Below are 23,580 nucleotides of genomic sequence, written 5' to 3'. Positions count from 1 at the left end.
ATGTCGATCAATGTCAATGAGAATTGACATCTGGTAGATCTATAGCGTACAATCATAGGTGATGACAAGCGCATAGGTAGCTAAAAAATCACCTGCTACATGGACAAATAAATACATGAGTGTAATCACTCTCATCAAGAGAGGTGGAGGGAAACGGCCCGATGAAGCCCGGCAACCCGCTTGTTTCTAACAAGAAGGGTGCCAATTCCGGCGGTCTATGCTATGCCGCAAGATGAGGGGAATGTGCAAAAGCCACACCCCTGAGAAAAGGGGTTTTTTTATGCCTGAGCCCCACAGACAATTCTCATTTCACCTTCAGCATAGAATAAAAGTAACAAATATGGCCATACATATGCATGTGTCACCAAATTTTTTCGAGAAAGGAATAGCTCATGACAAGTTTCATGCGCAACCCTAAAACATTTTTTACTAGCGAGTCGGTGACTGAAGGTCATCCAGATAAACTATGTGATCAAATTTCTGATGCGATTCTGGATGCGATTCTGGTACAGGATCCTATGGCTCGCGTGGCCTGTGAGACGGCTACAACGACAGGCCTGGTTCTGGTTGCTGGTGAAATTTCAACTTCAGCCTGGATTGATATGTCGGCGGTAGTGCGCCAGACGATTGAGCAGGTTGGTTATATCAATGCCGACTATGGTTTTGACTATCGCACCTGTGGCGTTACGACTTCCATTGGTAAGCAATCGCCCGATATCGATATGGGTGTCAGCAAATCGCTGGAGACCAGAGGCGACAAGGTTGTGCAGTTAAGCGATGATGAATTGGAGCGTATTGGTGCCGGCGACCAGGGTATGATGATTGGTTTTGCCTGTAATGAGACCCCTGAACTGATGCCGATGCCAATCAGCCTGGCCCACAAATTGACGCGCCAGTTGTCACAGGTGCGCCGTAAATCCTGGAGCGGCCAGGGTCCAATGACATATTTACGCCCCGATGGTAAGGCTCAGGTCACTGTGCAGTATGAGCATGGCATGCCTACCCGTGTCGATACGATTGTGGTCTCCACCCAGCACGCTGATTACGTGGATCGAGAACAGATTCGCCAGGATGTGATTGAGTATATTATTAAACCCGTTATTCCTGCGCACCTGCTGGATGAGGATACCAAGTTCTATGTCAATCCTACTGGCCGCTTTGTCACCGGTGGCCCAATGGGTGATGCCGGTCTGACTGGCCGTAAGATTATTGTTGACACCTATGGTGGTATGGCTCGCCATGGTGGCGGTGCCTTCAGCGGTAAAGATGCAACCAAGGTTGACCGTTCAGCCGCTTATGCTGCTCGCCATATCGCGAAAAATATTGTGGCTGCTGGCCTGGCTGATCGCGTGGAATTGCAGATTGCCTATGCCATCGGCGTGGCGCGTCCGCTCTCACTGTTCGTCGAGACCTTTGGGACCGGAAAAGTCTCGGATGAAGAGATTGTGCGCCTGATCAATGAGCACTTTGATCTGCGCCCGGCGGGCATTATCCAGGCTCTGGACCTGCGTCGTCCTATCTATCAGCCGACCGCTGCCTTTGGTCACTTCGGCCGTACCGATATTGACCTGCCATGGGAAGCACTGGATAAAGTACCCATGCTGCGCAAAGGCGTGGGCGCCAGTCTGGAAACCAATGAGGTTGTCTCGCAGTAATCTTGCGTGACCGATCGCTCTTCCTCCATCTTTTGCTTGAAAGGATGGAGGATTTTTTTGTCGTATTACCCCAACCATTTTTGCCTCTCGCTATTTCTGGTCTTTATCTACTATAATGTGTGAGGTACAGATTGCTTGTACTCATCACAACTTATATGCATAGTGCAGAAAGGATCACCCTCGATATGGACTTTTCACTCAATGAAGAGCAGATGGCCATTCGTCAGACATGCAGGGAATTTGCTGAACAAGAAATCAAGCCCATTGCTGAAGAAATAGATGCCACTGGTTCATTCCCTTATGCGCTGGTTCGTCAGATGGGCGAGTTGGGTTTATTAGGCTTGCCATTCCCAGAAGAATATGGCGGGGCCGGGGCAGATTTTCTTTCGTATTGTCTGGCTATTGAGGAGATCTCACGCGGAGACGTTTCCGTTGGGATCACAATGGAAGCTCATACTTCTTTGGGCGCAACGCCATTTTTTCTCTTTGGATCACAACAGCAGAAAGAGCAATATCTGGTTCCCCTGGCTCGCGGTGAGCAATTGTGGGCGTTCGGGTTGACTGAGCCGGAGGCGGGCTCGGATTCTGGCGGTACGCGGACGCGTGCCGTGCTGCAAGATGGCTGCTGGCATATCAATGGCTCTAAGGCCTTTATTACCAATGCCGGCACCGATATGACTGGCGGCGTGACGATTACTGCTGTGACTGGTCGTACGGCAAAGGGGCGCCCGGAGATCTCTAATATTATTGTGCCCAGGGATACTCCAGGCTACGTGATTGGCAAGGCCTATAAAAAAATGGGCTGGAAAGCTTCGGATACACGTCCGCTGGCTTTTGAGGACTGCCAGGTGCCAGAAGGGAACATCCTGGGACGGCCTGGTGACGGTTTTAAGCAGTTTCTGCTCATCCTGGATGCTGGCAGGGTTGCTATTGCCGCTCTCTCTGTCGGACTGGCCCAGGCCTGTCTGGATGAGGCTCTGAGCTATGCCCAGCAGCGCAAGCAGTTTGGCCAGCCAATCAGTAAGTTCCAGGCCATCCAGTTCAAACTGGCCGATATGGATATGGAGATAGAGCTGGCCCGCCTGATGTATTACAAAGCTGCCTGGCTGCATATGCAAGGGAAGCCCTATACGCGCGAAGCCTCAATGGCCAAGCTGTTTGCTTCTGAGACTGCCAAGCGCGCCGCTGATCAGGCGGTACAGATCCACGGGGGCTACGGATATATGGATGAGTATCCTGTCTCGCGTTACTGGCGCAGTGTCAAGATTAATGAGATTGGTGAGGGTACCAGCGAGGTACAACGTATGCTGATTGCCAAACAGCTTGGCTGTTAGATAGGTCGGCTTATAAAAAAGAAGCAGGCGGCCCAAACCGCGCTATACGCGGTTGGGCCGCCTGCCTTTGTGTGCGACATTGTCGTTATGATTATTTAGGCCATTTGAGCGTTGTGAACGTTACGTTTGACTCCGATGATGCATTGTTGGGGTCGGGCGCCAGGTATTTGGTCCAGATCACCGTCGTGTCATTTACCGATACCAGTGCAGTGTTGCCCCGGTCAATCGTGTTGATCCCATTGACCATTACTTTGGCCCTTGTATCGTACATCTTGAAGTCTTTTGTACTACTGTTCTGCCAGATCAAGAATGATTCGCCACTCTGTAGCCCTGTGAGAACCTCATTGTCACTGATGTTGGTGGTGACCGGGACGGCTCCGTTGGCTGTGAAGGCCAGTAGCTTGCCAGAGGTAGCAGCATCGATCTGCGGCGTAATCACGGTCGGATCAATCTCAGTAGGACTGCCCAGCAGTTTTGAAATATCCTGCTGGGTGGGCGTGGCGTTCGCCTGCGCCGTTGTGGTGGGCGTTACCGTGCTCACCGCTGTTGGTGTTACTCCCGCCGTAGGAGTGGCGGTGGCGGTGGCACCAGCTGTTGCGTTACCATTCGTACTCAAGAAGAAGAGCGTATCATTCACTATCTGTGGACGGAACGAAGCGTGATCGTCGCGATACAGATAGGTCTGGGTCTCGAGATGATCAATCCAGCGTCCCGTTTTAGTCGGGGCCGCTTCCACCATCTGTTGGGTCCAGATATTGCTATTGAGTCCATTATCTGGCGTTTGCCACTCATCTGCCCAGTAGATGCTATTGCCATTGCTGGTAGCCGCGGGCGAGGCCAGTACATGCTGACCCTGTGCTCTGGTCAGTTCGGTAGTCTTATTCAGCGTATTTTGTGTGAACTGGTAGTTAAGCAGGTGCGAGGTTCCCTTGCTATCAATCAGAGCTACCAGTGCGTGGCCCGTATAGAAACTGACCCCTTGAATTGGTGAGTTTACCCAATCAGCGACGGTCGAGCTATTAAAGGTATCTGTATGCAGGGTCAATGGTTTGGCGAAGTCTGTCGTGCTAGCCTGCTGGGCTGGCTGATTCTGCGCATTGGGATTCTGGCCTACATAGAGCGCTTTAAGACTCCAGGCGCCTGTCAATTTTCCTGGCTGGTTGTCCAGGTGGGCGGCTCGCATGTGTGACTGTTTGCCGGTGGGATGCTTTGGCGTCTCCATTTGTAACCACAGCAACCAGTCCTTGCTGCTGCCCAGGATAAGCAGGGGCCGCGTACTCGGTGTGGCCAGCAAGGGAAAGCTTTCATGGCTTGCATTGGCATCGCCTGTGGTGTTGAACTTCTCCAGCATCCAGTTTGAGCCATTCTCATTATAAGCCGAGTAATAAATGGCATTATTGCTGGCCACGGTACTGGCGACATGCGCATAGCTGGTTTGGGTCAATGTTGTGGTTGTATCGGCCTGGGCTACTTCTTGGCGTGAGATACTGACCTGGTTGGATGGGAGTTGTACCCCTTGTTGTCCCTGGTTGGCCAGGAATAACAGCGACATCAGGCCGCCTAGCATGACAACGACCAGGAAAGAGGCTGCCAGCCCAATAATAGCAATATGCTGGGTTGAGCGCAATCGGCGTGGTCGTGTGACTTGAAGCACCGGAAGCGGGCCCGTATCTGCGGTCGAAAACGCAGCTAGCGAATCAGCCTGTGTTGTTTGTTGGGCAAGATCTTTAAGATAAGGTGCCAGGAATACTGGTGTCGGTGTTGAAGTTGCTGAAGCTGGAGTGCGCTGCAGGAAACATACATGCTCAGCTGCCAACGCCTGCATCAGCTTGCGATGGGCATCTGGTTCTGGTTCGATTGCTGGCATAGAACGTATGCGCTCTCCAACTAGCTGGTATTGAGCGTATGCGTCTTTGCAGTTTGCACAATGCGCCAGATGATCTTCTAATTCAGCCGTATTCGTCGGATCTTGTTTTTGTTCACGATATATGGCGAGCAATGCCCGCGCTTGACGACAGTTCAATCTTCACCGACCTCTTTTTGATACAATCCAATAAAACGTTCTCTTGCCCGCATTAAACGCATCTTCACTGCAGAAGGACTGATACTTAGTACTTCTGCAATTTCCGCGCAAGATAAACCGTCATTTTCGTAAAGCCAGAGGCACACTGAATATTTTTGTGGCAATTGTTGAAAAATTCGCTCAACAATTTCTCGATCTGCTACCCGACTTTCAAAGCGCCCGCCATTGTAGCCATTGCGTTCATACATCGAGCTAACTGAACTGGAACGCACCTCAACAGTATGTTCTTCATTGTTGTTAAAACCATCTCCCGAATTCCCTCCGGAATCTGATACCATGCCCGCCCCAATCCCTCGATCCTCATTAAACAATGAAAGTGGTAGCCAGGAAATCAGACGTCGACGCCGCAGGGAATCCGTTGTCGTGTTGGCCGCTATCCGATACAGCCATGCCGATAATGCCCCGGGCTGGACGACCGTTCCTCCTAAAAGTGCTTTGTAGGCTTTTACGAATACATCTTGAGCAAGATCATGAGCCTGTTCTCTATTGCCTATCAAGTGATAAATGAAGTTGGTGATTGGTACCTGAAAACGCGTAAAAATTGCCTCAAAATCAGCGACATTTACCTGCTCTGGTGGTGTCTGTTCTTCCGGTTGAGATTGTTCCCTCGAAACTTCAATTGTTTCGAGGTTAGTCTCCCCCACACCATCTTCATCCTCTGGTATAGGAATAGTCGAATGGCTTTGCTGTTCATCACTTGATGAACTCAATTTGCTATTCGCATTGTAGAAACGTATAGAGGTATCCATCGGTTACATCGGCCTTATATAATGCAGATTTTTTACATACTTCTAAGGGAGCGTACAGGTGCTTTGTTAGCATAACAAAGCGTAACGAAATATGCTATGAGATAGTAGACATTTCTTAATAATGAATTATGCAGCTCCTAGAAAAGGATAAAGCATTTTTGTCTGCGGTTGGTGAAAGAAGTATTCGACCAGCTATGCAAGCTCTGCATACTCTGGCTGGGTGGCAGCATAGCTATACATTCTATAATCATATCTCTGCCTGCTCTCAAGGCAATACCTGCACTTTCTGGCATGGCTTTTTGATCAGTTTCATCTATTTTTATCCTCTCGCTCTTGAACTATGCGCCCGGTTTGAGAGGTTGTTCTATACAATCCTTGAACTACGAACTTCTCATGAAAGCTTATCGCAAAGAGTTGACCTGCACTCTTGTGGTATTGAAATGTGCTGTCTGCAAGATTTTCAAAGCTCGCTAAAACGAGCACTATAGGAGACAGTATATCATATTTCCCTTGATATCGATGCGACTTGTGCATCTTTTATCAGGAACATATTATGTGGCGAAAGAATACCAAGCATTTTCTCAGCTTTTTAGGCGCTGTTTTTGTGCTCGCGAGTGGGAGTATCACTTGCTATTGAGGAGTAATTTTGTTACTATGGGGGCATGGGAAGCCATCAGATACAAGCACCAGGTTGGAATATTGTTGGCCACGAACATGCTGTGGATCTCCTGCGCCGGACCTTAACGGCACAGCAGGTGCGTCATGCCTATTTATTCTCTGGTCCGCCCCGCATTGGTAAAAACTTGCTGGCCCTGCGTTTCGCCCAGGCGTTGTTGTGTACTGGTGGTCCCGATCCGCACATATCTCCTTCGGAGCCATGTAACTCCTGCCTCTCTTGCCGAAAAGTACTACATGGGAACCATCCCGATGTACATATCATCACCAGAGCTGCTGACAAGCAGGCTATCCTGATTGAGCAGGTGCGCGCTCTGCAATCGGATGCCGCACGTCGTACTTTGGAGGGGCGGCGCAATATCTTCATTATTGAGAATGCTCAGGATATGAATACGCAGGCGGCCAATTGTATTTTAAAGACGCTTGAGGAGCCAGAGAAGGATGTGGTCTTGCTACTTACCGTTCCAGATGCCGGACTACTTCTGCCTACTATTCTCTCGCGCGTTCAATTGGTGGTGATGCAGTTGTTGACTTCTCAGCAAATCAAGCAAGCGCTGCAGCAGCAATGGGAGGTGGATGAGGAGGATGCTACTTTGATCTCTGCGCTGGCCGCGGGCCGTCTGGGTTGGGCTGTGCAGGCTGTCGAGGATGAAGATCTGCTGGATGAGCGCAAGGCTCAGCTGGAAGTGTTGACCAAACTGCCAACCGTGACGAAGGTGCAGCGCTTTGATTTTGTGCAGCGCCTGGGCACCGATGCTGAGAAGCTACGGCATACGCTTGAGTTGTGGTTGTTGTGGTGGCGTGATATGGTATTGGCAGCAAATGATTGCCTTGACCTCACCATTAACGTTGACATGCGTGACTTACTGAAGGCACATTCAGCGAAGGTCGGGACAACCGAGGCCGAGCGTATGGTTCGTGCAATCCTGCAGACTCAGGAGTCCCTGGATCAAAATGTGAATGCGCGGGTGGCCCTCGAAGTGCTGATGCTGGACACACCAATGATCAAGCCGTAAGTTCAGTACGCCTTTCTCCCTATACTTCGGCCGCAATGAGATCGCACACTTCATTGCTACTCAAGGAAGAGGTTATGTTATGCGTAGCGATTTTCAACATGTGCTGGCTCAACGCGAGGCCGGTGTGCTGACGATTACGATGAATCGTCCCGCGGTCCTGAATGCCTTCAATGATCTGATGGTGCAAGAACTGATTGAGATCGTGGAGGTGGCTGCCAGGGATGAGGAGATCCGGTGTGTAGTGTTGACTGGCGCGGGTCGTGCCTTTGGTTCCGGTCAGGATCTTTCCCTGTTTGCTCAAGAGCGGACCGCTGAAAGCTCTCAGGTGGCTCAAGAACATCTCCATGCTTATCATCGCCTGGTTGTGGGTCTGCAGCAACTCCCACAGCCTGTGATTGCCGCTATTCATGGAGTGGCCACTGGTATATCTCTCAATATCGCCCTGGCCTGCGACCTGCGCATCGCGGCCGATGATGCCCGTCTCTCGGAGGCTTTTGCGCGCATTGGACTGGTACCCGATGGTGGGGGAGCCTATTTCCTGACTCGCTTACTTGGCTCGGCTAAAGCTCTGGAGCTGGCGCTGCTGGCTGAAGAGATCAACGGAGTCGAGGCCGAGCGCATTGGCCTGGTCAATAAGTGCGTGCCTCTGTCCGAATTAGAAGAGACCGTTGCCACGCTTGCCCGGCGCCTGGCTAATGGTCCGACACGGACCTATGGCTTGATCAAGCAGCTATTCCATGCCTCGCAGGATAAAGATCTGGCGGTCGTGCTACAATTAGAAGGTGAATTTCAATCCAAGGCAATTAATACTGCCGATCATCGTGAGGGTGTTCAGGCTTTTATGCAGAAACGGCCTCCAAAATATATTGGGAAATAGCAAATCGTGCGTATCGATACACTTACTTCTTATAATAGCCAGATGCAAGGCAAGGAGCGGCGCGAATGGTTTCGCCAGCATGCGCCGCAGCATCTCAAAAATTGCGCCTCCTTTGTTTCGCGTGGCCTGATGCTGCGGGAGGGAAGTACCTCTCGTAGCAGCCTGGTGCTGGGCGCTGGCGCCTGTACCGAGGTACCCCTCTCAGATATTGGTCGCTCCTCCGAAGAGGTTGTGCTGGCCGATCTGGACCTTAATTCCATGCAGCTCGGTCGGGATGAGTTGTTGACCGCCTCGCTGCGCAAGCGCGTCCGTTTCGTACAATGCGATATCAGTGGCGGCGTGAGTACCAACCTTACGCGCTTGCTGCACCGTGAGGATTGGAAGGCCCTGGCCGCTCAAGGCAGTCAGGTTTTCTTCGATGCCGCCGCAAAATGCCTTGAGCAGTGTCCTATTCCCGATCCACCTGTGATCCATACTCTGCGCTCGGGCGACTTTGGTCTCGTTGTCAGCTCGATCGTTCTCACACAGTTATTCAGCTATCCATTGTTAGATATTCTGGACCGTATCCAACAGACCGCCCCCGAGCTGCTGATGGATCAGGAGCGCCATCGCCGCTATCAGGATGCGGCCCAGGCTTTTCGAGTCCGCGTCATCAATGCGCACCTCCACTATATACGCGAACTGCTCGACCTGGGTGGCGTGGCTGTCCTGCTGACCGACATTCGTGGCTTCGCCTTTGACGTCTACGGCACCGACCACGACGCCACCCATCGTCGCACCATCCCGCTGGTACCACGTACCTTGCCAGACCTGATCCGCGACGTCTTCGAAGTCGTCGAAGAAGCCCAATGGGAATGGCTTACCGACCTACCCGACAAGGAACGTCCGGGCCGCGGCTATGAAATCGCCGGCTACATCCTCAAGCCCAAATAACACAAAGGACAAACAAACTTTGATTTGGATGATAATGAAGATGAAGACATGTTCTGAGCAATTCTACCGTTTTACCGTTTGATATCCTTGACACATTTTTGTAGGTGCGATATACTATCTGTATAATACTTAGAAATCGTTACGAGGGACGAGTACATGCTGCTCTGAGTGTCAGCGAGTCGGAGGCGGTGAGAGTCCGATATCTCAGCAAGCTCATGGAATGCCCCCCTCTGATCCTCTATTAATGGGATCGCGATGCGGGACGAACACAACCCAGGTTGTAAGTAATTCTGGCCGGTAGCCCTCCGTTATCCAGGGGCAGGACATCGAATACATTTTTCTTTAACATGCTATTCATTTGAATGAGTGTGTGATGCATTCCGTGTCTGATGAGAGGGAAATCGCATATACAACGTGGCTTCCAAAACAGGTGGTACCACGGGTTTTGATACAAGAACTATCAGCCCGCCCTGAGCTATAAACTCGGGGCGGGCTTTTTGTTTGTCTCTCTTTTCTGACGCCAATGTATCGTTGTAGTTGGCTCGCTCACGTTCAATGTGAGCGCGAGTAGAGTTGTAGACGTTTCTATCGTTGGTGAAGCAAGGAGAAAACAATGCACAGTAATGAAATTCGGCGCACATTTCTGGACTACTTTCAGCAGAAACAGCACACATACCTGTCTAGCAGTCCACTTGTCTTGTCGTCTGACAAAAGCCTGCTGTTTGTGAATGCGGGGATGGTGCCTTTTAAAAATGTGTTTCTTGGTCAGGAACAGCGGCCATATGTGAGGGCATGTAGCAGCCAGAAATGTTTGCGTGTTTCGGGTAAGCATAATGATTTAGAGAGCGTAGGTGTCTCTCCACGCCACCATACCTTTTTTGAGATGCTGGGCAACTTCTCGTTTGGGGATTACTTCAAGCAAGAGGCGATCCACTATGCGTGGGAACTCTTGACGCAGGTGTTTCATCTGCCTGTCGAACGCCTCTGGGTTACCGTTTATCATGAGGATGAGGAGTCGGCGCGCATCTGGGAAGAAGTGGGTGTGCAACGTGAGCGCATCCTGTCCTTTGGTGATGAGGATAACTTCTGGTCTATGGGTGAGATCGGACCCTGTGGCCCTAGTTCGGAGATCCACTATTATCGCGGTTCCGATCCGAGTAAGCAGCGTCCCGAAGGAGTGAACTCTTCTGATGATGATTATATGGAGATTTGGAACCTGGTGTTTATGCAGTATAATCGCGATGAGCAGGGAACGCTAACGCCTTTGTCAGCCTTCTCTGTGGATACTGGAATGGGCCTGGAACGCCTTACGATGGCGCTGCAGGGGGTTCAGAACAGTTATGAGACTGATCTGTTTATGCCCATTTTGCAGCGCCTGCTAGAGCTTAACAGGCAAGATCGCGCGCACTATCTGCAACATAGCTCAGTGTACAATGCGATTGCGGATCATAGTCGGGCAATGGCGTTTTTGATCGCGGATCATATTGTGCCTGGCAATAATGGTCGCGACTATGTCTTGCGTCGCCTGATCCGGCGCGCGGCGTACCTGGGGCGTACCCTGGGCCTGGAGCAACCGTTTCTCGCTCCTGTTGCGCAGGTGAGCATTGACATCCTTGGCGAGCAATACCCTGAGCTGCGACAGGCAACTGACGACATTAGCACTATCCTGACCACCGAAGAAAAACGCTTTCAGCGGACCCTGAGCCGTGGACTGCGCTATCTGGAAGAGTCATGCCAGCGCCTGACTCAATCTGGCCTGCACACGCTGCCGGGTCCAGAAGCATTTAAGTTGTATGATACTTTTGGCTTTCCATTTGATTTGACCCAGAAAATACTGGCAGAGCGTGGCCTGGATGTTAGCATACAGGAATACGAAGAGGAACGCATGAAGCAGCAGCAGCGCTCGCGCCAGCATGCTCTCTTCAAAGCGTAACACGTTTATCGTAGGTGCGCCCCTTGCGGGCGCTTGCTTGCTTGCTTGCTTCTCGCTCGAAAACACACCCGAAAAGCGAGCCATCATACACTTATTGGTTCTTTTTCGAGCGCGGAGAGCAAAAGTGCCAGAAAGAGGCGCACCTGCGCATTTCGTGGTGGACCAGCGTCCGCGTATATATGGTGGTTGTCGAGGCGCATATTCGCGTAAGTTAAGGGTGGAATAGCGCAAAAAGACGCATCGATGAAGCTTGATTTTGCGCTTTTATGCGGGTAATATAGAAGAAAGGTTATAATTTGACGCTGGCTTATTGGTTAGCTGCTGTATAATTTTGAGCTTAATGCATAAAATTTTGATGAAAGGTTGCTATGATTTCAAATTATGAACAGGTAGATAGGCGCAGGGTGGTTATTGCACGTGCAGCTGTCATCGCGCTTTTTTTTAGTAATGGGACTATGCTTGCTACCTGGGCGGCACGTATCCCGGCTGTCCAGGCCAGACTGCAGTTGCCCCCTGGTCAACTGGGCATTGCTCTGCTTGGGGCCGCCATTGGTGCTCTGGTGGCCATGAATGTCGCGGGGCGCATCTCGATACGCTTCGGTAGTGCCTTAATCACGACGCTATCCGCCATTGGCCTGTGTATTACATTGCCGCTGCTGGCCGCGGCCCCCAATCTGATCGCGTTGAGTGCTGCGCTTGTCTTCCAGGGTGGCTTTAATGGCGCGATGGATGTCACTATGAACCTGCAAGGTGCCGCTGTTGAACAGCAGTATGGGAAGCCAATCTTCAATTCTTTTCACGCCTGTTTTAGTGTAGGGGCCCTGGCCGGAGCGTTTGTGGGTGGTATTTTTGCTTCCTACAATGTCGAGCCCCTGCTTCATTTTGGCGTGATTGCTCTGCTGGCCATGATCTCGGTGCTGATCGCTTCGCGTTTTCTGCTATCCTCATCCCCAGTGAAGAAACAGGGTGAAGAAGAGGCCGGACCCAAGAAAAAAGCTCCCCTGTTCGTGCGACCATCGCGCACCTTGCTGGCCCTGGGCGCGATCGCTTTTTGTGCCCTGATCAGCGAAGGCGCCATGTCAGATTGGAGTGCCATCTATCTCACCGGTACGGCCCATTCGGGTGCTGGCCTGGCTGCGGCTGGTTTTGCCGTCTTCTCGTTGTGTATGGCCATCGGTCGTGGTGTCGGTGACGTATTTGCCGTCCGCTTTGGACCAGCCGCCCTGGTCTGTCTGGGTGGCCTGCTGGCGGCTATCGGACTTGGTCTGGGATTGCTCTTTCCCTGGACGCCGGTTGTGATCGTCGGCCTGGGCCTGGTCGGCTTAGGGTTGGCCGTATTATTCCCGTTAGTCTTGAGTGCCGCCGGCCGGAGCTCCAGCGGACCGGCAGAGACCGCGCTCGCTACCGTCTCAACCTGTGGCTATGTTGGATTTCTGGTCGGGCCGCCAATGATCGGTTTTCTTGCTGATGGCTTTGGCCTGCGTATCGGCCTGTGCTTTGTGGTGCTGCTCTGCCTGATCACCTTCCTATTAGGTCGGACGGTGGGGACCACTCCCGTCACTAAAGAAATCGTGATTGGTACCGAAGAAACTGCTCCCTCGTATCCCGAAAAAGTATGATGCTGATCATTTGATGGCCTGCGTGGCTGTTTCTCCTGATCACCCCACACTTTCTGGTTGGTGATCAGGTGCAGCAGCGAACTGACGAAACCGCCTGGATCTGGTAACGCCGCAAAGAAACGCAGGTGTTCCTCAAGCAATGAAGAATGTTTGCTTAGCGAGCGAGCCAGCGGATCGGCTATTTGTAGATTTGCTGGCTCTTTATTTTATTGCTATCTGCCTGGCGCAGTAACAGTATAGGGACGGTTTAGTGGTGGAAGAGGCGCACGCCGGTGAAAGCCATGACCATGTCATAGTCGTCGCATGCCTCGATGACGTTGTCGTCGCGCAGTGAGCCACCAGGCTGAGCAATATATTTCACGCCATACATGGCTCCGCAATCGATACTATCGCGGAACGGGAAGAAGGCGTCTGATCCCAGGGCCACGCCGCTGAGGGTCTTTAACCATTCCTGTTTCTCCTCAGCGGTCAGGCGCTGTGGCACCTCTTCGAAGTTCTCTTTCCACTGCTCAAGCTCAATCGGCGTCACGTCGTCGCGCAAGTAGAGATCGATGGCATTAACACGATCCTGGCGTTTAATGCCCGCTTTCCAGCGCAATTCGGCGATACGTGGATGCAGGCGCAGATACCAGATGGCGGCCTTCGAGGCTGCCAGGCGGGTACACTGGATGCGCGACTGCTGTCCTGCTCCGATACCAATGCATTGTCCATCTACCGCGAAGCAGACCGAGTTTGATTGGGTATATTTGAGCGCGATCAACGAGATCAACAGGTCACGACTGGCCTCTGCGGTCAGCTCTTTGTTTCTGGTGGGGATATTGGTGAACCATTCTGGGCTAGCCAGGCTGGTATTGCGTTTTTGCTCGAAGGTGACGCCAAAGACCTCACGCTGCTCAAACTCGGCTGGCTCATAGTTTGGATCTATCTGCAGCACAATATAGCGTCCCTTCTGCTTTTTGCGCAGGAGCTCCAGGGCTTCTGGTTCATAGCCGGGGGCGATCACACCATCAGAGACCTCGCGGTTCAGCAGGCGCGCGGTCGGTACATCCACTACATCGCTGAGCGCGGCCCAGTCACCGAAGGATGAGAGGCGATCGGCTCCACGCGCACGGGCATAGGCGCTGGCCAGTGGCGAAAGCTCCAGATCATCCACATCGTATGCTTTTTTCAGCTTGTCGCTCAAAGGCAGGCCAACCGCTGCCCCCGCAGGGCTCACATGTTTGAAGGAGGCCGCGGCTGGCAATTGCAGTACTGTCTTTAGCTCCTTTACCAGCTGCCAGGAGTTAAGCGCATCTAGCAGATTGATATAGCCCGGTGCGCCATTCAAAACGGTAAATGGTAGCTCACCGTTTTTAGTAAAGACGCGCGCTGGCTTCTGGTGTGGATTACAGCCATATCGTAAGCTCAATTCGTTATTTGTCATGATTGCTTTGTGTTTCCTCTGTTGCTATGGGGCGTTTGTTATGTGTCTGCACGGTCGGCTACCGCTTAACTTTGACGATAAGCGGGTAGCCAGATTATTAGTTGCTTAGTGGGTGGTAGCCGTAGCTACTTCTACCTGGATGAGATCGAGATTTAGCTCTGGATAGAGCTGGTGGCGGGCCAGCAAGTTCTGCACGCGTTGCCGAGCTTCTGCCAGGATCTGTTCATCCAGAATATATTTGGTCAGGCTCTTTTTGCCGCTGGCAGTTTTGGCAGCTGTGACATTGCCGAGAACCAGTTTGATGATACTAGCAATCTCTCGCATCTCCGCTGGTCCCATGCCAAGGGTGGTGGTTGCCGGTGTCCCGATGCGTAGGCCGCTGGTATACCAGGGTCCATTGGCGTCAAAGGGGAGCGAATTACGGTTCAAGGTAATGTTGCACTCGCGCAGCACCGACTCGGCCTGGCGACCGGTCAGGCCAAAGGTTTTGGCCACATCGATCAGTAGCAGGTGATTATCGGTGCCACCGGTCAACACATTAAGACCCTCTTTCACACAGGCCTCGGCCAGCGCTTGCGAGTTCTCAACAATTTTGTGGGCATAAGTCTGGAATTCAGGTTTTGAAGCTTCGCGGAACGCAATAGCCTTGGCCGCCATCACATGTGGCAGCGGACCACCTAGCATGGATGGACAGCCTTTGTTGACCCACTCGGCGAACTCCTCTTTGCACAGCACCAGGCCGCCGCGTGGTCCACGCAGGGTTTTATGGGTGGTTGAAGTAACCACGTGCGCGTGCGGAATCGGATCGAAATCGCCGGTAAAAACCTTACCGGCTACCAGGCCAGCAAAGTGGGCCATATCCACCATCAGCACGGCTCCGACTTCGTCTGCCAGCTCACGCATACGGGCAAAATTCAGCTTGCGCGGATAGGCGCTATAGCCGGCCAGTAGGATCAAAGGTCTGACTTCATGCAGCTGCTTGCGCAGTTGATCCAGATCAATCAGGCCGCTTTGCGGATCGACTGAATAGGTATAGACATCGAAGAGATGGCTGGAGATATTATGACGATAGCCGTGGGTGAGATGGCCACCAGAATAATAATCCAGAGAAAGTAAGCGCTGGTTGTGAACCGCCGCGCGCACCTTGTTCCAATCCTCGCGCGATAGCTTGGATGGATCTTCCTGACCTAGCTCGGCCAGTACCGGTTTCTGGGCTTTGGCGGAGAGGATGGCCAGGAACGCCACCAGGTTAGCATCAGCACCGGAATGTGGCTGCACATAGGCGTAATCAGCACCAAAGAGTTGCTGTGCCAGCTGTGCTGCCTCGGACTCGATGGCATCCACATTATCGCAGCCGGCATAGAACCGATGGCTGGGATACCCCTCCGCATATTTATCAGTTAACAGGTTTCCCATCGTCAACTGCGTGGCGAGCGAGCTATAATTTTCGCTGGCAATCATCTTCAAATTGCTGCGCTGATCCTGCAACTCGTGAATAATACTTGCAGCGATCGTGGGCGAAACGCTATTGATCTGGTCAAGGGAGGCATAAAAAGCTGCCGCGGCTGAGTTGGGAGTCTGGTCATGCAGGCTGTTCAGATAGCGAATCAGCAGGGATTGTTCGGGAGCGTTTGTGGACATCGTCGTTACTCCTTTACTGTCAATATTCCAGAAACGTCTGCGGACGTTTCTTCATATATCCAGCCCAGGCGAGCGACTGTTGTGTTTAGTTCTCCTGGCTTCCTCGTGGTTATTCCACTCTATCGCCAGTTGCCAGAAGAATAAGGGTTTATGTGAGTTGAAAGATGATCATTACCTGACACCTTCCATACATATTAGTATAACAGTCTGTGGAAGAGAGTCAAGGGGTGAAATTATAAATTCTAGAGTTTATTTTTTTAGATTTTTGGATCAGTTTGTGAGGGGTGAGAGGTCAGATAACGTATTGTTAGTGGAATATGTTGTATCATAACTTTCCTTTGTAAGTAAGTATTGTAACAGCATAAACCCACATATTTACAATGTATAGAGACCGTTAAGGATTATTATGATAGATATAGAGCATTCGTTAGATCAGTTTATAACTGATCTAAATAGTGAGGATGATGTTGTGCAGATTCCTATGCGTGGGGAGCGAAGGGATAACGAATGTGAGCGTGCAATAGAGTCTTTGGCAACAGCCCTCAATAGTGACACTGATTCTAATGAGCTTGCTGTATCGACCCATACTGATGATGCTTTGCCAGACTTATTAATCAGACTTTATCACCCGCAGCAGCAGCGTCGTCTGGAGACGATCTACGCTCTGGCAGAGCTTAAAGATGAGCGGGCGATCAAGCCACTGATCGCTTTGTTTGAAGATGAGGTGGGTGAGATCAGCCTGACCGCAGCCACGGTTCTGGCTGCGTTTGGGAGCGTTGCCCTGGAGCCGCTGCTAGCAGCTCTGGCTAGTAAATCGGTGGATCTGCGCTATTGTGCGGCGGAAGCATTGGGCGAGCTTGGCGATAAGCGTGCCGTGGTTGCGCTGCTGATTGCAACCAGGGATGAAGATCAATATGTACGCGCCCAGGCTGCCGAAGCGCTGGGAAAGCTTGGCGATTACCGGGCGGTAGAGCCTTTAATCTTGATGTTGCACGATGAATATACAGATGCGCGCAGCAAGGCGGCGGAAGCCCTCGGGCTGCTCTGTGATTATCGCGCAGTCACGCCACTCATCCTGGCCCTTAATGATAAAAAGGAGCGTGTACGGATTGAAGCCATCCACGCCCTTGCATTGTTAGGCGATAGTAGCGCGATCGGGCCATTGTTGACGTTGTTGCCGGATTCCTTATATTACGAGCGCATCGAGATTATTGAGGCGTTGGGCGCTCTAAATGATGAGCAGGCGATTGAACCACTATTGCAACGGGCTCTGCACGACGATGAGAAACGTGTGCGCCAGGAATCTATTGTTGCCCTGGGCCATCTGGGTGATGAGCGAGTCATCGAGCCGTTAAAGGAAGCGCTGACCACCACCACGGATAGTTTTCTGCGCTCATACATTATTAAAGCCCTGGGAATGCTAGGCTGCCGATATGCTCAGCATATTTCCTGTCTGCTAGCGGTGTTGCTTCCCTGGTTGTCTGATACCAGTCAAGGACTTTCTTATTATGTTCGCGCGTCAGCGGCCACCGCTTTAGGCCGTTTTGGCGATATACGTGTGTTGCAGCCTTTACTGGCTCGGCTAGACGATGATAACTACTATGTGCGTGGACACGTTGCCCTTGCCCTGGCCGATATTGCCGACAGTCGTGTCATTCCGCCGTTGATTCGTGCGCTGTCCGACGTCCATCCCAGTGTAAGGGCAATGGGAGCGGAAGCGCTGGGTAAGTGTGGCGACAAACGCGCCATTGTTCCTTTGTCAGACAAGCTTAATGATGAAAGCGGTGCTGTACGGGCAAATGCGGCCGAAGCGCTGGGATTTCTTGGCGCCGTACAGGCTGTGCCCTTGCTTGCTTTGCTGCAGAGTGATAATACCCCTGTTGCGGTTGATAAACCGGATTGGCAGTGCCGCATGGTTAAAGACGTTGCCTGTGAAGCTATTGAACGCATCACTATGCGCAGCGAAACCACACATAACATTGCTGGTCATTAGGTGCGATTCTATGTCAAAGAAACGCTCGGTAATTTTAAGGTAGAATCAAACGATAAAAGGCCAGGCCGCTGTTGCGGCCTGGCCTTTTATCGTTTGGGTACTATTACTTTTAGGCCTGGGCGGCAGGCAATTCGGCTACTTCTGCCAGAGTGGCATCGAGCAGTTCGGTGGCCTCATCGACATCTGCGACACTCAAAATCAGGGGTGGAATCATACGCAGCGTCTGAGGATTGGTACTATTGAGGAGGAGTCCGTGCTCCATGGCTTTCTGGACAATCACAGGCCCCAGGCCGTGCTTGACGTTCACTGCTCGCATCAGGCCGATACCTCTGGGGCTGTCGATGAAGTGATACTTCGCGCTGAGCTGTTCCAGCTTCTCTTTCCAATACTCACCCATCTTGGTGGCATTGTCGAGGAGATTCTGTTCGGTGATCGTTTTGATGGTGGCAATGCCTGCGGCACAAGCAATGGGATTACCGCCGAAGGTCGTACCATGATCGCCCGGCACAAATATGTCTGTGCGTGGACCCGTCAACATGGCACCTATCGGCACTCCGCCGGCCAGCCCTTTGGCCATGGTCACAATATCTGGGCGCACATAATGCTGCCAGCTAAAGAATTTGCCGGTGCGTCCGGAGCCAGCCTGAATCTCGTCACAGATGAGCACCAGATTCTGCTCATCACACCAGTCGCGCAGACCTTGCATAAACTCCTTGCTTGCTGGCCAGATGCCCCCTTCTCCCTGGACTGCCTCAACGAGGATGGCAGCGGTTTTGTCGCTGGTAGCCTGCTTAACCGCTTCTAGATCATTAAATGGAACCTGCTTAAAGCCATCGGGCAGGGGTGCCCAGGTCGCCTGGTAAGAGGCCTGGCCGGTTGCTGCGGTAGTTGCCATGGTACGACCATGGAAACTATTCTCCATGCTGATGATCTCGTAAGCGCCATTGCGATGCAGGCGACCATATTTGCGCGCAAGTTTAATGGCACCTTCGTTAGCCTCTGCGCCGCTGTTTGAAAAGAACGAACGCATCCCATCGCTCTGGATGCCAAGCAATTCGGCCAATTCAATCTGACGCACATTATAGTAGAGGTTGGAGACGTGCACAAGTTGCGTCACCTGTTGCTGAACCGCCTCGACAACAGCAGGATGACAATGGCCCAGAACATTGACCGCGATACCTGCCACAAAATCGAGATAGCTCTTGCCTTCGCTATCCCATACCCGTGTGCCTTCGCCGCGTACGAGCGTGATAGGGTGGCGTTTAAATGTTCCCTGGTAATATTTTTGCTCAAGGGAGACCCAGTCGCGTTGGTTCAGCTCAGTTGTTGTCATAGACCGCTCCTCTTCATCCAAAATGTTGTTGATAACTGGTATTCTGTATAGATTGCTCGGCTTTTAAATAGATGAACGTGTTTAAGAAAATGCTGACATACATGCATGTTTAGTGAGCATAGAAGAACAGAACACCCCAGGTAATTAAAAAAAGTTCCAGCAAAAAACCCGGTTCCCAGATGTATGTTATTTGCGAAGGGAACGAAGTCCCTGGAACTCTTTCCTCTTTTCATTGTACTATGAGGTGATCTATGCATACAACCCCCTGGGGGCCTATCAATCACAGATCAGCTGTGTCGCTAGCCCCAGCCCAGAAAGGTGAGTATGATAGAGATGGTATCGACCAATCCATGGGCGATGACGCATGGCCAGAGATTGCGCTTATAGAGCAGGTAGAGTAGCCCGGATAGAAAGCCATAACTGCCTGTTAGCAGTACGCCAGCCAGACCTTGATAGGCGTGTGCCGATCCAAAGATGATAGCTTGCCCGAAGAGCGCGATGGTCCAACCTCCACTGCTTCCTTCAAATAAATCGGCGATGCGATTAAAAAGATAGCCACGATAGATCAGCTCTTCTCCAAAGGCTACTGTGCTCCAGATACTGATGAGCGTGGTAAATAATTCGGGAGGATTGCCCTTTACGCTATTGAAGATTTGTGTATCCGGTGCAACATGAATGATGGAGCTAATGATTGGCCCCACCACCAGGGTGCTGAGCGCAAACAGGACCAGCCCACCGATCAGGCCATAAAGAATGGTGGAACGCCAGTGGCGTGGAGTGCGTAGTCCCATCTGGCTCCAGCTACTGCCACGCAGCCAGAGCAGGGCCATGATGACCAGAAAGATGGTCATAAAACTGACCAGATTGAAAGATGTGCTGGCAATGTTGAGGAGGATGATGGCCAGCACCTCTGCTGCAATCAGTATTTTATTATCGCGCAATAATGTAATACTACGGCCACGGTGTGAGTTAATAGAAACATAGGTAGGAGCCCGCCCGGGTTGTGACGTAATCGAAATCGGGGTCTGCGCACTTTCATCATTGCTTTCCAGCGAAAAAATATTGCCCTCAGGGTCTTTGCCATCGCAGATTAACTGTCCAATCTCAGGTGAGCGAATCTCGCTGACCTCGATATGCTGCTCCAGCAATAGTGCGCGGCTCCGGCGTAGGTCGGGCACGCGAAAGACGAGTTTCGGCGCTTTCTCGCTCGTGTTCTCTTCTCCCCTGGTTGCATGCAAGACCAGCATACAGGTACCTGTATACAACTTCACATCATAGAAATCTCGATAATCTTGCACGCCCTCTGGCTCATAGACATGAAGCCCCAGCATCTCGTGATAGAATGCAACCTGCTGATTCATATCATGGACCGGTAGGATAATTTCTACCAGTTCTCCCATGCCCATATTGACCATGAGCGCGTTCCCTTTCTGTCTATTTTCACTTGTATGTATAAATAAATACAGCTACTATTGCCAGACGTAGCTGCTTCAATGTTTATGAGATTACCGAGAAGATTGTACCAGAATTGTTGGCTTTCAGGGAGCTATTTGAGGTGGATTTTTCGCGCCTTCGGCTCTTGACGATTCGCGTCTGCGACGCTCAAAATTTTTAGTGTGTTGTGTAGTGCAAAAAATGCGCAATTGCGCATTTTTTGCACTACACAACACACTAAAAAAGAGTGGGGGCGTCAGCGCCCTTACAGGTATAGGTTTTTTGAATTCGCGCCGGAAAAGCGGGGATGCAAGGGGCGGCGAGCCCCTTGACTGGGGGATTGGGGGCTGTGCCCCCAACTCCTCCTCCCTCTCCGTGCCGCCCGCAGGGCGGCATCAGGGGTCTCAGGGGCTACGCCCCTGAAAAACCTACACCTGTAAGGCATCAGCGCCCCCAGGCTAGCGGGTCATCGCACTCCTATGGCCATAGGAATGAAATTTGCTCATTGCAGATTTCTGTTTTAGTGTGAGGCATTTGTCTCGTTGCCATACGGTGGCTGTAACTGTGATGGTAAGGGATAGGGCGACTTTGGTTGAGGTAATCCTTTGTTCTCACTATTATTGGCGTGATAGCCATCATAGATGCTGGTCTCAATCACCTGGGCCTCATCCTGCATATCCTCAGCCATCGGTTGATTGAACAGGGACTCAAAGATAGGTCCTTCGAGCGTCTCCTCTTTAATCAAGCGTTCGCTGATCATAATCAGGCGACTCTTATTCTGCATCAAAATGCCGTAGGCTTTATCAAAGGCTTCCTGAATGATGCGGTGAATCTCTTCATCAATTTCGCGGGCCGTCTGCTCGCTATAATTGCGCTGTTCACCAAAGTCGCGTCCCAGGAACACCAGTTCATCTTTATGGCCGAGCGCCATCGGACCGATACGACTGCTCATACCATATTCGGTAACCATTGAGCGCGCAATTTTGGTGACGCGTTCAATGTCATTGGAGGCGCCAGTGGTTACTTCGCCGAAGATAATCAGCTCGGCCACATGGCCTCCCAGGGCATAGGCCAGCATATCCTCGAATTGGGGTTTGCTCCACAGGTAGCGGTCCTCTGTTGGTAGCAGCATGGTGAAGCCACCTGCCTGTCCACGTGCTACGATGGACACCTTGTGGACCGGATCGGTATTGCGCAGCATGCGCGCCACCAGGGCATGTCCAACCTCATGGTAGGCCGTAATGGATTTTTCGCGCTCACTGATGATGCGGCTCTTACGCGCCGGACCAGCTACCACGCGGTCAATTGCTTCTTCGAGCTCGCTCATTCCAATTTTGCGTCTATTGCGGCGAGCGGCCAGAATAGCGGCCTCATTTAAGAGGTTCGCTACGTCCGCACCGGAAAAGCCGGGCGTCTGTTTGGCCAGCACGTCCAGGGACACATCTGGCTCCAGTGGTTTGCCTTTCGCATGGACCTGCAGGATGGCGATGCGCCCACGAATATCTGGACGGTCCAGTACCACCTGCCGATCGAAGCGTCCTGGCCGTAACAGCGCCGGATCCAGTACATCTGGACGGTTGGTGGCGGCGATCACGATCACATTCGTATTGGTATCAAAGCCATCCATCTCGACCAGAATCTGATTGAGCGTTTGCTCGCGCTCGTCATGCGAGCCTCCCAGACCTGCACCGCGCTGGCGTCCCACGGCGTCAATCTCATCAACGAAGACGATACAGGGGCTATTGCGCTTCGCTTGCTCAAAAAGATCGCGAACACGGCTGGCGCCTACGCCGACAAACATCTCAACAAACTCGGATCCGCTAATATTAAAAAACGGTACGCCAGCTTCACCAGCTACAGCCCGTGAGATCAGTGTTTTACCGGTTCCAGGTGGTCCAACCAGCAGTAATCCTTTGGGAATGCGTGCTCCCAGCGCTGCGAATTTCTCGGGGAATTTCAAAAATTCGACGATTTCTTGTAGCTCTTGTTTGGCCTCTTCAACGCCGGCCACATCGGCAAAGGTGACCGAAGGCTTATTGCCCATAAAGATACGTGCGCGACTCTTGCCAAACGACATTGCTTGACTATTGCTTCCCTGGGCCTGGCGGAACATCAGAAGTAAGATTACGCCCAGTAAGATAAAAGGTATAAAGCCTGCGATAGTACCAAGCCATCCCCAGATAGGGCTTGGAGACTCAAACTGCAGCTTGAGAACCTCTGGATTGGCATAGTCGATATTGTTCTCTTTGAGCACTCGCGTGATATCAAAGTTGCTGTCAATGGTTGCTGCTTCCTGTGGAGCATTCGCTGTTTGACCCCTGACCAGAGTGAGTGTTCCGTTATTCACTGTGAGTGTGTCAAGTTGCTTTTTCCCAACATCTTCCTTTACATGGCTCAGGATGGTTGAGGCAGGCACCGACTTTACGTAGCTTTGTGGTCGGAAGATAAAAACAATGATCAGAACGGCGATTGGCAAGATCAGGAGCCAGAAAACGCTCGTTCTGAGCCATTTTCCATTAGTTAACATGGGGGCTCCTCTCTAAGAATGAGTGTGCACAAGTAATACCAGTGAGAGCTGTGCTATTGGTATCTATGCTAGCTGGCATTGCATTTAGTACTCGTGTGTGTCCTATTATAACACACCTGGTCTTAAATCTCTTGCAGAACATTATAAAAAAAGTCGTTGCGTATGACACTATGTTTAGCTCAACAAATGCTTGTATAAATCAATCATCCATGTGTAGTATAGTAAATTTTGCCACCTTGAAGGGTATTATAGCAAGGAAGTACGGCTGTCCTTCTGGCTATTATGCTTATATGTGTATACGCTGCTTTAAACAGCTTCTTTTATCCTCAAGAGAGGATAAGGGTATGTATCAAAA

15 protein-coding genes and 2 riboswitches are annotated in these 23,580 nt (G+C 51.5%); of the genes, 8 read left to right on the top strand and 7 right to left on the bottom strand.

Annotated features, from left to right (window positions below; translation table 11 throughout):
* Positions 1–128 precede the first annotated feature (128 nt).
* Positions 129–239, top strand: a riboswitch (SAM riboswitch).
* Between the two features lie 153 nt (positions 240–392).
* Positions 393–1,655, top strand: coding sequence for a methionine adenosyltransferase (metK, locus tag JMI88_RS12625; protein WP_268905991.1), 1,263 nt, complete (start codon positions 393–395; stop codon positions 1,653–1,655).
* 185 nt (positions 1,656–1,840) lie between these two features.
* A complete protein-coding gene (locus tag JMI88_RS12620) occupies positions 1,841–2,989 on the top strand; it encodes an acyl-CoA dehydrogenase family protein (RefSeq protein ID WP_201362188.1) in 1,149 nt (382 codons plus the stop codon).
* Positions 2,990–3,080: 91 nt separating this feature from the next.
* Here the strand turns inward: JMI88_RS12620 and JMI88_RS12615 are convergent, their stop codons facing one another.
* On the bottom strand, positions 3,081–5,012 hold the full coding sequence (locus JMI88_RS12615) for an anti-sigma factor family protein (RefSeq protein WP_201362187.1): 1,932 nt from the start codon (positions 5,010–5,012) through the stop codon (positions 3,081–3,083).
* Positions 5,009–5,821: an RNA polymerase sigma factor gene (locus JMI88_RS12610; protein ID WP_201362186.1), complete on the bottom strand. Its 813-nt coding sequence runs from the start codon at positions 5,819–5,821 to the stop codon at positions 5,009–5,011. Before JMI88_RS12610 ends, JMI88_RS12615 begins: the two co-directional genes overlap by 4 nt.
* A gap of 662 nt (positions 5,822–6,483) precedes the next feature.
* On the opposite strand from JMI88_RS12610, the gene holB reads away from it, so the two are divergent.
* The 5 genes from holB (at position 6,484) to JMI88_RS12585 (ending at position 12,874) form a co-directional block, all read left to right on the top strand.
* Positions 6,484–7,512, top strand: coding sequence for a DNA polymerase III subunit delta' (holB, locus tag JMI88_RS12605; protein ID WP_201362185.1), 1,029 nt, complete (start codon positions 6,484–6,486; stop codon positions 7,510–7,512).
* A 79-nt stretch (positions 7,513–7,591) separates the two neighbouring features.
* Positions 7,592–8,389 carry an enoyl-CoA hydratase/isomerase family protein gene (locus JMI88_RS12600; RefSeq protein ID WP_201362184.1) on the top strand — a complete coding sequence of 266 codons (798 nt, stop codon included), beginning with the start codon at positions 7,592–7,594 and terminating at the stop codon, positions 8,387–8,389.
* Between the two features lie 6 nt (positions 8,390–8,395).
* Entirely contained in the window at positions 8,396–9,322 is a 927-nt protein-coding gene (locus tag JMI88_RS12595; protein WP_201362183.1) for a hypothetical protein, read from the top strand.
* A 613-nt stretch (positions 9,323–9,935) separates the two neighbouring features.
* On the top strand, positions 9,936–11,255 hold the full coding sequence (alaS, locus tag JMI88_RS12590) for an alanine--tRNA ligase (protein ID WP_201362182.1): 1,320 nt from the start codon (positions 9,936–9,938) through the stop codon (positions 11,253–11,255).
* Positions 11,256–11,623: 368 nt separating this feature from the next.
* Complete coding sequence (locus JMI88_RS12585; RefSeq protein WP_201362181.1) at positions 11,624–12,874, top strand: MFS transporter; 1,251 nt, start codon at positions 11,624–11,626, stop codon at positions 12,872–12,874.
* A gap of 247 nt (positions 12,875–13,121) precedes the next feature.
* Here JMI88_RS12585 and JMI88_RS12580 read toward each other — a convergent pair whose 3' ends face one another.
* Positions 13,122–14,297, bottom strand: a complete 1,176-nt coding sequence (locus JMI88_RS12580) for a phosphoribosylaminoimidazolecarboxamide formyltransferase (RefSeq protein WP_201362180.1) — start codon at positions 14,295–14,297, stop codon at positions 13,122–13,124.
* 105 nt (positions 14,298–14,402) lie between these two features.
* Positions 14,403–15,938, bottom strand: coding sequence for a glycine hydroxymethyltransferase (locus JMI88_RS12575; protein WP_201362179.1), 1,536 nt, complete (start codon positions 15,936–15,938; stop codon positions 14,403–14,405).
* Positions 15,939–15,993: 55 nt separating this feature from the next.
* Positions 15,994–16,081, bottom strand: a riboswitch (ZMP/ZTP riboswitch).
* Between the two features lie 263 nt (positions 16,082–16,344).
* Between JMI88_RS12575 and JMI88_RS12570 the strand changes: the two genes are divergently transcribed.
* Positions 16,345–17,931 carry a HEAT repeat domain-containing protein gene (locus JMI88_RS12570; RefSeq protein ID WP_201362178.1) on the top strand — a complete coding sequence of 529 codons (1,587 nt, stop codon included), beginning with the start codon at positions 16,345–16,347 and terminating at the stop codon, positions 17,929–17,931.
* 109 nt (positions 17,932–18,040) lie between these two features.
* Here the strand turns inward: JMI88_RS12570 and JMI88_RS12565 are convergent, their stop codons facing one another.
* The 3 genes from JMI88_RS12565 to ftsH all read right to left on the bottom strand — a co-directional run bounded on the left by JMI88_RS12565 (position 18,041) and on the right by ftsH (position 23,225).
* Positions 18,041–19,264 carry an aspartate aminotransferase family protein gene (locus JMI88_RS12565; RefSeq protein WP_201362177.1) on the bottom strand — a complete coding sequence of 408 codons (1,224 nt, stop codon included), beginning with the start codon at positions 19,262–19,264 and terminating at the stop codon, positions 18,041–18,043.
* Between the two features lie 299 nt (positions 19,265–19,563).
* Positions 19,564–20,679 (bottom strand): CPBP family glutamic-type intramembrane protease, encoded by a 1,116-nt coding sequence (locus tag JMI88_RS12560; RefSeq protein ID WP_201362176.1) that lies wholly within the window; start codon positions 20,677–20,679, stop codon positions 19,564–19,566.
* A 539-nt stretch (positions 20,680–21,218) separates the two neighbouring features.
* On the bottom strand, positions 21,219–23,225 hold the full coding sequence (gene ftsH / locus JMI88_RS12555; protein ID WP_201362175.1) for an ATP-dependent zinc metalloprotease FtsH: 2,007 nt from the start codon (positions 23,223–23,225) through the stop codon (positions 21,219–21,221).
* Positions 23,226–23,580 lie beyond the last annotated feature (355 nt).

It is taken from the genome of Dictyobacter formicarum (genome assembly GCF_016587435.1).
This window is presented reverse-complemented; position numbering and strand designations above follow the sequence as displayed.

Coding starts and splice junctions, on each gene's coding strand:
- metK (WP_268905991.1), top strand. CDS start 393: ATGACAAGTTTCATGCGCAACCCTAAAACATTTTTTACTAGCGAGTCG.
- JMI88_RS12620 (WP_201362188.1), top strand. CDS start 1,841: ATGGACTTTTCACTCAATGAAGAGCAGATGGCCATTCGTCAGACATGC.
- JMI88_RS12610 (WP_201362186.1), bottom strand. CDS start 5,821: ATGGATACCTCTATACGTTTCTACAATGCGAATAGCAAATTGAGTTCA.
- holB (WP_201362185.1), top strand. CDS start 6,484: ATGGGAAGCCATCAGATACAAGCACCAGGTTGGAATATTGTTGGCCAC.
- JMI88_RS12600 (WP_201362184.1), top strand. CDS start 7,592: ATGCGTAGCGATTTTCAACATGTGCTGGCTCAACGCGAGGCCGGTGTG.
- alaS (WP_201362182.1), top strand. CDS start 9,936: ATGCACAGTAATGAAATTCGGCGCACATTTCTGGACTACTTTCAGCAG.
- JMI88_RS12585 (WP_201362181.1), top strand. CDS start 11,624: ATGATTTCAAATTATGAACAGGTAGATAGGCGCAGGGTGGTTATTGCA.
- JMI88_RS12580 (WP_201362180.1), bottom strand. CDS start 14,297: ATGACAAATAACGAATTGAGCTTACGATATGGCTGTAATCCACACCAG.
- JMI88_RS12575 (WP_201362179.1), bottom strand. CDS start 15,938: ATGTCCACAAACGCTCCCGAACAATCCCTGCTGATTCGCTATCTGAAC.
- JMI88_RS12570 (WP_201362178.1), top strand. CDS start 16,345: ATGATAGATATAGAGCATTCGTTAGATCAGTTTATAACTGATCTAAAT.
- JMI88_RS12565 (WP_201362177.1), bottom strand. CDS start 19,264: ATGACAACAACTGAGCTGAACCAACGCGACTGGGTCTCCCTTGAGCAA.
- JMI88_RS12560 (WP_201362176.1), bottom strand. CDS start 20,679: ATGGTCAATATGGGCATGGGAGAACTGGTAGAAATTATCCTACCGGTC.
- ftsH (WP_201362175.1), bottom strand. CDS start 23,225: ATGTTAACTAATGGAAAATGGCTCAGAACGAGCGTTTTCTGGCTCCTG.